Source organism: Streptomyces sp. NPDC048461, from assembly GCF_055587105.1.
This window is the reverse complement of record NZ_JBVJGW010000029.1, coordinates 32,482-39,759: the sequence shown is the minus strand read 5'-3', so window position 1 is coordinate 39,759 and position 7,278 is coordinate 32,482. Positions and strand designations below refer to the sequence as shown.

General features: G+C 74.9%; 1 protein-coding gene. It reads right to left on the bottom strand.

What is annotated here, in order from left to right; all coding sequences use genetic code 11:
• Window positions 1–112: 112 nt before the first annotated feature.
• Window positions 113–7,270, bottom strand: a complete 7,158-nt coding sequence (locus ACZ6S8_RS33450) for an amino acid adenylation domain-containing protein (protein ID WP_469461435.1) — start codon at window positions 7,268–7,270, stop codon at window positions 113–115.
• Window positions 7,271–7,278: the final 8 nt, after the last annotated feature.

Genomic DNA, 7,278 nt, shown 5'->3' with positions numbered 1-7,278 from the left:
GGGGGGGGGGGGCGGGGGGGGGGCCGGCCCCCGGGGGGCCCGGGGGGGGCCGGGCCCCCCGGGCCCGGGGGGGGCCGGGGGGGGGGGGCACCCCCCGGCCCCGCCCCGGAGTTCAGGCGCGGACGCCGGGCTCCGCGGCCAGCGCGCGCGCCAGCACCGGGCCGATCTCCGCGAGGATCCCGGGGGACATCAGGTCGTCGTGCGAGCAGTCCAGGACGTGCTCGCGGATCGTGCCGTCCACGTACGCGGGCCACACCAGGCCCGGCGCCTCGTCAACCGGCGTCGATCGGGACGCGGTGAAGAACAGCACGTCCCCCCGGTAGCGCCGGGTCCGGCTGCGCGACAGCAGCCGCACGCAGTGCACGTTCGTGTCGACGATCGCCCCCAGCAGGGCCTCGTCGAACCCGGCCAGCAGGCCCTGGCTGTCGCGGATCGCACCGACCGCCTCCGCCCGGTCCACCGGGGCCCCGCCCGCCGGCTCGTTCAGCCCGGCCACCGACAGCAGGAAACCGCTCTCCTCCCGCTCCAGGCGCTCGCGCCAGTCCGGGGCGTCGATGTACGACCAGTCCTCGATCTCCGGCGGGTACGCGTCCAGCAGGCCCAGGAAGGCGACCTCCTCGCCGCGCTCCTGGAGCATCGCGGCCAGCGTCTGCGCCACCGTCCCGCCGAAGGAGTAGCCGAGGAAGTGGTACGGGCCCTGCGGCTGCACCGTACGGATCTCCTCCAGGTACAGCTCCGCCAGCCCGGCGACGTCGGCCACCTCGGGCTGCGCGCCCGCCAGACCGGGCGACTGGAGCCCGTACACCGGGCGGTCCGGCGCCAGGTGGCGCAGCAGGCCCGTGTACTGCCAGGCGAAGCCCGACGCCGGGTGGAAGCAGAACAGCGGTGCCCGCGTGCCGCGTTCCCGCAGCGGCATCAGCACTCGCAGTGCGTCCCGGCGGGCGTCCGAGCCGATCCGGGCGGCCAGGTCGGCCACCGTCGGGGCGGTCATGACGGTCCCGACCTGGACCGGGGTGCCCAGCTCGTCACGGATCCGGCCGACCAGCTTCATCGCCAGCAGCGAATGGCCTCCGAGCTCGAAGAAGTTGTCCTCGGCCCCGACCCGCTCCAGCCCCAGCACGTCCGCGAAGATCGCGCACAGCAGCTCCTCGCGGGCGTCCTTCGGCGGCCGGCCGCCGCCCGCGTCCCCGAAGTCGGGGGCGGGCAGCGCCGCGCGGTCCACCTTGCCGTTGACCGTCAGCGGCAGCGCCGACAGCTCCACGAAGGCCGACGGGACCATGTACTCGGGCAGCACGGCCGACAGCCGGCTCCGCAGCGCGACCGGGTCGGACGCGTCCGCGGCCGACGCCACGGTGTAGGCGACCAGCCGCTTCACGCCCGTCGGCCCGGTGTGGACCACCACGGCCGCACCCGCGATGCCCGGCGCCGCCGCGACCGCGGACTCGATCTCGCCCAGTTCGATGCGGAAACCGCGGATCTTCACCTGGTCGTCCGCGCGCCCGAGGTAGTCGATCTGCGCGTCGCCGCGCCAGCGCACCAGGTCACCCGTCCGGTACATCAGGGTCCCCGGCTCGCCGAACGGATCGGCGACGAACCGCTCCGCGGTCAGCGCCGCCCGCCCGAAGTAGCCGCGGGCCAGGCCCGCACCCGCGAGGTACAGCTCGCCCGGCACGCCCGGAGCCACCGGCCGCAGCGCGCTGTCGAGCACGTACGCCCGGGTGTTGAAGATCGGCCGGCCCACGCACGAACCGGCGCTGTCGCCCACGTCGGCGCCGAGCGCGTTGATCGTGTACTCGGTGGGCCCGTACAGGTTGTAGCCCATCGTGCCCGGAGTGTTCCTCAGCAGCTCCCACAGCCCGTCCGGGACCGCCTCGCCGCCCAGCAGGAACAGCGTGGGGCGGTGGCGGTCCTCGTCCAGCAGGCCCGCCTCGACGAGCTGCAGTCCGTACGAGGGCGTCACGTTGACGACGTCGATGCCGACGCGGTCGTAGTGCGCGGTCAGCGCCGCCGGGTCCAGCCGCAGCTGCTCGCCGATGACGTGCACCTCGTGCCCGTCGACCAGCCAGAAGAACTCCTCCCAGGACATGTCGAAGGCGAAGGACACGGTGTGCGCCACCTTCATCCGGCGCCCGCCCGCCATGGCCACCGCCGGCGCGAAGATCCGCTCCCGGTGGTTCAGCAGCATGTTCGTCAGACCCGCGTAGGGCACCACGACGCCCTTGGGCCGCCCGGTGGAACCGGAGGTGTAGATGACGTACGCCGGGTGGCGGCCGTCGCGGACCCCGGTCAGCTCCGCCTCGTCCAGCGGCCCGTCCGCGCGGGCGGACAGTTCGGCCACCGTCGCCGGGTCGTCCAGCAGCAGCGCCGCGACGCCCTCGACTACCGGCACCCGGTCGGTCACCGGAGCCGTCGTGACCAGGCACAGCGGAGCGGCGTCCGACACCATCGCGCCGAGCCGCTCCACCGGGTGGTCCAGGTCCAGCGGCAGATAGGCCGCCCCCGTCTTGAGCACCGCGAACAGCGCGACCACGAAGTCCGCCGACCGGGGCAGCCCCAGGGCCACCACCGTCTCCGGCCCGGCGCCCCGCGCCACCAGGGAGCGCGCCAGCCGGTTCGCGCGGGCGTCCAGCTCCGCGTACGTCAGCCGCTGGTCCTCGAAGACCAGCGCGGTCTCGCCGGGCGTACGGGCGGCCTGCTCGGCGAACAGGTCGACCACCGTGGTGTCCGGGACCGCGTGGCCCGTGTCGTCGCCCGTGGCGAGCAGCTCCGCCCGCTCGGCGTCGTCCAGCGTGGCCAGCCGGCCCACCGGCGCCGCCCCGCCGGCGGCGAGCTGCTCCACGAGCAGCGCGAGCCGGCCGGCCAGCCGGCGGGCGGTCTCCTTGTCGTACAGGTCGGGCCGGTAGCCCAGGCTGAGCTCCAGCGCGGGACCGGGGGTGACCGCGAGGGTCAGCGGGTAGTGGGTGCCGTCGACGCTGTGCGTCCAGCCGATCCCGTGGCGCTCCACGGCCTCCTCGCGGGCGGCGTCGTTGAGCGGCGTGTTGCGGAACACGTACAGCGTGTCGAAGAGCCGGCCGAGGCCGGTCAGCTGCTGGATCGGGCCGAGCCCCACGTAGTGGTGCGGCAGCAGCGCCGCGTGCTCGCTCTGCACCCGGACCATGAGGTCGCGCAGCGGCTCCCCGGGGCGCAGGGTGACCCGGAACGGCAGCGTGTTCATGAACATGCCGATCATCCGGTCGACCCCGGCGAGGTCCGCCGGACGGCCGGAGACCGTGGCGCCGAACACCACGTCGTCCCGGCCGGTCATCCCGGCCAGCGTCATCGCCCAGGCCGTGCTGAGCACGGTGTTGAGGGTGATGCCGCAACCCCGGGCGAAGGACCGCAGCCGGTCGCTGGTGCGCACGTCCAGCGACAGGTCCACGACCTCGGCCGTCACCGGCTGCCGGGCCGGGTCGGCCCGCGCGACGAGGGTGGCCTGGTCCAGCCCGGACAGGTGGGTCCGCCAGGCCTGCGACGCGGCGTCCCGGTCCACGGCGGACAGCCAGCGCAGGTAGTCCCGGTAGGGGGTTACGGGCGGCAGGGTGTCGTCGGCGCCGCCGTGCCCGTACAGGGCGAAGAGCTCCTCGAAGAACAGCGACTCCGACCAGCCGTCGGTGAGGATGTGGTGCTGCGTCACGCACAGCATCCAGCGCTCCGCCGAGAACCGGATCAGGGCCACGCGGACCAGCGGCGGGGCCGCGAGGTCGAACCGGGTCGCGGCGTCGGCGAGGGAGAACTCCCGCAGCGCCTCGTCCTGCGCCTCCCGGTCGAGGTGGCTGAGGTCGATCTCCCGCCACGGCAGGTCCCACGTGCCCGGCACCACCTGCACCGGGCCGTCCAGGCCCTCGTGCCAGAAACCCGACCGCAGGTTGGGGTGGCGGCGCAGCAGGGTGTCGAACGCGGTGCGCAGGGCGGATCCGTCGACCGCGTGCAGCAGCTCGACGAAGTTCTGCATGAGGTAGACGTCGAGGGCCTTGTCGTCGTAGACGGCGTGGAAGTACAGGCCCTCCTGGAGGGGCGCGAGCGGCAGGACCTCCTCCACCCGCGGGAACACCGCGGCCAGCGCGGCCTCCTGCCCGGCGTCGAGGACCAGGAGCGGACCCTCCGAGGCCAGGTAACCGCCGTCCTGGTCACCGGCGTTGCCGGCGGCCGCGGCCATCCGCTCCACCGTGCGCTGCTCGAACACGTCCCGCGGGGTGAGGACCAGGCCCGCCTTGCGGGCCCGGGTCACCAGCTGGATGGAGACGATGCTGTCGCCGCCGAGGGCGAAGAAGTCGTCGTCGATGCCGGCCGTGGCGAGCCCCAGCACCTCGGCGAAGACGGCGCACAGCGCCTCCTCGCGGGCGTCGCGGGGCGCCCGCGACTGCGGAGCGGCGCCGAGCTCGGGCGCCGGGAGGGCGGCCCGGTCCAGCTTGCCGCTGACGTTCGTCGGCAGCGACTCCAGGACGACCACCGCCGCCGGGACCATGTAGTCGGGCAGGGCCGAGGCCAGCCGCTCCCGTACCGCTGCCCCGACGAGGGAGCCGGAGCCGGTCACGTAGGCGATCAGCCGCTTGACCCCGGGGGTGTCCTCGCGGACCACCACGGCCGCCGAGCCGACGCCGGGCAGGGCGGCCAGCGCCGACTCCACCTCGCCGAGCTCGATCCGGAAGCCGCGGATCTTGACCTGGTCGTCGGCCCGGCCGAGGAACTCCAGCTGCCCGTCGGCCCGCAGCCGCACGAGGTCGCCCGTACGGTACATGCGCGTGCCGGGCGGCCCGTACGGGTCGGCGACGAACCGCTCGGCGGTGAGCGAGAACCGGCCCAGGTAGCCGCGGGCCAGGCCGTGGCCCGACAGGTACAGCTCACCGGGGGTCCCGGCCGGCGCCGGGCGCAGCGCGGCGTCCAGCACGCGGGCGGCGGTGTTGCCGATGGGCCGTCCCACGATCGGGGTCGGCGAGTCCGACAGGTCGGCGCCGAGCGCGTCCACGGTGTACTCGGTGGGCCCGTACAGGTTCACCGACATCACCCCCGGCGCCGCGCGGACCTCGGACCACAGCGCGTCCGGCACGGCCTCGCCGCCGAGCAGCAGCAGCCCCGGACGGTGGTGGGCGGGGCTCAGCAGCCCCCACTCCAGGAGCGCGCCCGCGTAGGTGGGCGTCACGTCCATGGCGTCGATCCGGTGCTCGCGGACGTAGCCGACGGTGAACTCGGCGTCCCGGCGGCCGATCTCGTCGAGCACGTGCAGTTCGTGTCCCGAGATCAGCCAGAAGAGCTGCTCCCAGGAGGTGTCGAAGCTGAACGAGGCCGTGTGCAGGGCGCGCAGCGTGCGCCCGCCCGCGGTGTCGACCGCGGGGGCGAACACGTCCTCGACGTGGTTGGCGTACAGGTTCGACAGGCCCCCGTGGGTCAGGACGACGCCCTTGGGGCGGCCGGTGGAACCGGAGGTGTAGATCACGTAGGCCGGGTGCCCGGACTCCGTGCGCGGCGGGCGGAACCCGCCGCCCTGCGCGGTCAGTTCCCCCGCCGCGCCGGCGGAGTCCAGCACGATCCGCGCGGGTCCGCCGGGCTCCCCGGCGGGGAGCAGCGCGAGCGCCGCCTCCGTGGTCAGCACGCACACCGGGGCGGCGTCGTCCAGCATCAGGGCGATCCGGTCCGCCGGGTAGTCCAGGTCCAGCGGCAGGTAGGCCGCGCCGGACTTCAGGACCGCCAGGATGGCCACGACCGAGTCGGCGGAGCGCGGTACGGCCAGGGCGACGACCGCCTCGGGGCCGGCGCCGCGTGCGGCCAGCAGCGCGGCCAGCCGGTCCGCCCGGTCGTCGAGCTCGGCGAAGGTCAGCCGGTCTGCGCCCGCGACCACCGCGCAGGCGTCCGGGGTCGCCGCGGCGCGCGCGGCGAAGTGGTCCGCGACCGTACCGCCGGCCACGTCCCGCTCGGTGCCCTGCCCGACGGTACGCAGCTCCGCGCGCTCGGCGCCGGTCAGCAGGTCCAGCGTGCCCACCGGGACGGAGGGGTCACCGGCGACCTGGTCCAGGAGGGCGACGAGCCGCTCCGCGACGCGGGCGACGGTCCGCTCGTCGAACAGGTCCGGACGGTACTCCAGGGCCAGTTCGGCCCGCTCGTCCAGGGACACGGCGAGGGTGAGGGGGTAGTGCGTGCCGTCGCGGGCCTCGACGCCCGTCACGCGGACCCCGTCGGACAGGGCGGGTCGGGCGGACGGGTCCACGGGATAGTTCTCGATGACGACGAGGGTGTCGAACAGCTCGCCGCCGCCGGCCTGCTTCTGGATCAGGCGCAGGCCCAGGTGGTGATGGGCCAGCAGCCCGTTCTGCTCGTCCCGGAAGCGTCGCAGGAGCTCCGCCACGCTCTCGCCGGGCCGTGCGTCGAGCCGGACCGGGACGGTGGTGATGAACAGCCCGACCATCGACTCGACGCCGGGTATCTCCTCGGGCCGTCCGGCGACCGTCAGGCCGAAGACCACGTCCCGGCGGCCCGTCAGACCGCCGAGCAGCAGCCCCCAGGCCGCCTGGATCACCGTGCTCGGGGTGGTGCCCAGCGACCGGGCGGCGGCCGTCAGGCGCGCGGTGGCGGCCCCGGACAGCTCCACCCGGTGCACGCCCGGCCGGACGGCCGTGCGGGACGGGTCGGCGGGGGCCACGAGCACGGCCTCCTCCAGCCCCGCCAGCGAGGTGCGCCAGGCGGCCTCGGCGGCCGGGACGTCCTGCGCCTTCAGCCACTTCAGGTAGTCGCGGTAGGGGCGTACGGGCTGCTGGGCCGAGGCGTCGCCGTCGCTCTCGTACAGCGCGAGGAGGTCCCCGACGAGCAGCGGCATCGACCAGCCGTCGACCAGGATGTGGTGCACGGTGACGACCAGCAGGTGGTCGTCGGGGCCCCGGCGCACCAGCAGCAGCCGCAGCAGCGGCGGCCGGTGCAGCTCGAACCGGCGGTCCAGCTCGGCCCGCTCCACGCGGCGCAGCGCGGCGTCGGAGGGATCGGCGGACAGATCCTGGCGGCCGAGGGTGAAGGTCACCTCGGACGGGACGAACTGCACCGGCTGCGGCACCCCCTCGTGCCAGAACCCGGCCCGCAGGTTCGGGTGGCGGCGCAGCAGGGCGGCGCCCGCCCGCTCCAGCCGGTCCGCGTCGACGGGACCGGCCAGGGAGACGGAGACCTGCACCGTGTAGACGTCCGGCGCGCTCGCGTCGTAGACGGAGTGGAACAGCATGCCCTGCTGCAAGGGGGACAGCGGAAGCATGTCCTCGA

Coding starts and splice junctions, on each gene's coding strand:
- ACZ6S8_RS33450 (WP_469461435.1), bottom strand. CDS start 7,270: ATGCTTCCGCTGTCCCCCTTGCAGCAGGGCATGCTGTTCCACTCCGTC.